We start from the raw sequence: 2349 nt of genomic DNA on the forward strand, positions 1-2349 counted from the left end.
CGGCAATCGCGAGCACGGCGGCTATCAGCAAGGCGACTATGAGCAGGACTATCGCCGCGAATACGAACGCGCGCCGGTGACCTATTACGAGCGCCGCAGCACCCCGAACTCCAACTACGAGTACCGCTCCAGCTACTCGTCCTCGACCACCACCTATGGCGGGGCGCGCTACAACGCCTATAGCGACCGCTCGCGCCCAGAACCGCGCTATGAACCCCGCTACGAGCCCCGCGACGCCTATCGCGCCTACGACGGCCACGACCGCTACGAAGCGCCCCGCGAATACGAACATCGCGACGATCGCGCGCCGGCCCGTCCGGGCCACGGCCACTAGGGCCGGTATCGGGCGGGCGTTGTTCCGAACGCCCGCTTGAAGGCGGCGATGAAGGCCGAGACGCTGTCATAGCCGCAGTCGAGCGCCGCGCCGGTCACCGAGGCGCCGGCCGCCAGAGCCGCCACGGCGTGGATCATCCGCGCCTTCTGTCGCCAGCCTTCCAGCGACAGGCCCGTTTCCCGCGGGAAGATCCGTTGCAGCGTGCGCAGGGATGCGCCTGTCTGCCGCGCCAAGGCCGGGAAGTCCGTCCGATCATCCGGCTGGGCATGCAGCCGCTCAGCCAGCGCGCGCGCACGGGGGTCGCTGGGCAGGGGCAAGGCCAGGTCTTCCCGAGGCGCGGCGGCCATCAGGTCGCTCAGCACATTCGTGAGCCTTGCGTGCGCGGGAACCGCCGGGTCCAGCATGCCGATCGCCAGGATGTGCAGGACAAGCTCGCGCAGCAGGGGCCCCACCTCCAGGACCGCCGCCGCGCCCGGCAGGTCGGCCGCCGCCTCCGGCGCAAGGTACAGGGTTCGCATGGCCACCGCGCCCTTCATGACGATGCGATGGGGCCGGAAAGCCGGCAGCCAGACGGCGCGGGTGGCGGGGCTGAGCCAGACGCGGCCCTCCGTCTCCACTCTCATGATCCCGGTGCGGCCATGGACAAGCTGGCCCCACGGATGGTCGTGGTCGCTGATGACGAAGCCGTCGGGATAGGTCACCGCCAGGGACCGCACGAGGTAGCCATCCCCGACCGCGCTCGAGGTGACGGTCACGGCTCGGGCGGCCGCTCGTACTGCATGGCGCCCACCACATTGCCCTCCGGGTCCTCGAAATAGATCAGCTCGCCCACGCCCTCGATCTTCACGCGAGGCATGATGATCTTGCCGCCGGCCGCCTGGACCGCGGTCACGGTGGCGGCGATGTCGTCGACGCCAAAGGTGGTCTCCAGCGCGTTGGTCCGCTGGCCGGGGACCAGCTCTCTCCGGCCCTGCAGGGCGCCATAGAGGCCGGAGCCGGCGTCGCGGGTCTGGTAGAAGCCGGGCGGTCCCCAAGGGGCGAAGGCCCAGCCGAAGACGGACTCATAGAAGCGCCTGGCGCGCGGGACGTCGTCGGCGTTGATGGCGAAGTGGCGGAGCGTGGCGGGCATGCGGGCCTCCCGGTCTGAGATGACCCAGTATGACTCCGAACTGTGTGGCGCGCTTGCGCCAAGACGCCGAATTATATCGCCGGCGCGCCACGCTCGTAGAAGATGTCGACCTCATCGCGGCCGGTCTCGGCGAACCCGAACCGCGCGTAGAAACGGTTGGCCGCGCTCTCCCGGATGACGGTCAGCTTGACCGCGAGGGCCTGGGCGTCGCTTTCCGCCAGCAAGGCGGCGAGGACGTCGGCGCCAAGACCCGCCCCCTGGCAGTCCGGGTGGATGTAGAAGTGCTCAAGTCGCAGCCAGCCCGGCCCGTCGGGGCCGAGGGCCACGCAACCGGCGAAGACCTCGCCGCGCCAGATCAGCCGCGTGTGCTCGGGGCGAAACTGCTCGATCATGCGCCGCCGGGCGCGCAGGGGATCGAAGCGGCCGATCCGCTCCAGGCTCTCGCGCATGGCCGCGACCCGCACGTCCGTCAGCCGCTCCAGGTCGGACGGCGCGGCGGGCGAAAGCCGGAACGAAGGCGCGCCCGCCGAGTGCATCAGGCCGTCGAGCCGCCGTCGATCACGATGGTCTGGCCGGTCATCCATGATCCCGCCGCCGAGGCCAGGAACACCGCGCCGCCGGCGATGTCGTCGGGCTCGCCCAGGCGACGCAGCGGGGTGCCGGTGGAGGCGCGGGCCTCGCCGGCCGGGGTGTCCCACAGCGCCTTGGCGAAGTCGGTCTTCACCAGGCCCGGCGCGATGCAGTTGACCCGGATGTTATGGGGCGAAAGCTCCTGGGCGAGGTTGCGGGCCAGCTGCATGTCGGCGGCCTTGGAGATGGCGTAGGCGCCGATCACCGAGGTGCCGCGCAACCCCCCGACGGACGAGATGATGATGATCGCCCCGTC

5 protein-coding genes are annotated in these 2349 nt (G+C 70.5%); 1 reads left to right on the top strand and 4 read right to left on the bottom strand.

What is annotated here, in order from left to right; translation table 11 throughout:
• Window positions 1-334 (top strand): hypothetical protein (locus RMO04_RS18335; RefSeq protein ID WP_309646209.1); only part of this gene is annotated, 334 nt, incomplete at its 5' end.
• Here the strand turns inward: RMO04_RS18335 and RMO04_RS18340 are convergent.
• The 4 genes from RMO04_RS18340 to RMO04_RS18355 form a co-directional block, all read right to left on the bottom strand.
• The gene (locus RMO04_RS18340; protein ID WP_309646210.1) at window positions 331-1089 is read right to left on the bottom strand and encodes a helix-turn-helix transcriptional regulator; all 759 of its coding nucleotides are present in this window, start codon (window positions 1087-1089) and stop codon (window positions 331-333) included. The genes RMO04_RS18335 and RMO04_RS18340 overlap by 4 nt on opposite strands.
• Complete coding sequence (locus RMO04_RS18345) at window positions 1086-1463, bottom strand: VOC family protein (protein ID WP_309646211.1); 378 nt, start codon at window positions 1461-1463, stop codon at window positions 1086-1088. The genes RMO04_RS18340 and RMO04_RS18345 overlap by 4 nt, the downstream gene beginning before the upstream one ends.
• 71 nt (window positions 1464-1534) lie before the next feature.
• Entirely contained in the window at window positions 1535-2047 is a 513-nt protein-coding gene (locus RMO04_RS18350) for a GNAT family N-acetyltransferase (RefSeq protein ID WP_309646212.1), read from the bottom strand.
• Window positions 1999-2349: SDR family oxidoreductase (locus RMO04_RS18355; protein ID WP_309646213.1), on the bottom strand; the 351-nt coding region annotated here is incomplete at its 5' end. The genes RMO04_RS18350 and RMO04_RS18355, both read right to left, overlap by 49 nt.

This window comes from Phenylobacterium sp. (assembly GCF_031412415.1).
GTDB lineage: Bacteria > Pseudomonadota > Alphaproteobacteria > Caulobacterales > Caulobacteraceae > Phenylobacterium.

What these genes read in the sequence shown, in the direction of transcription:
- RMO04_RS18345 (WP_309646211.1), bottom strand. Translation starts at nt 1,463, where the DNA reads ATGCCCGCCACGCTCCGCCACTTCGCCATCAACGCCGACGACGTCCCG.
- RMO04_RS18350 (WP_309646212.1), bottom strand. Translation starts at nt 2,047, where the DNA reads ATGGATGACCGGCCAGACCATCGTGATCGACGGCGGCTCGACGGCCTG.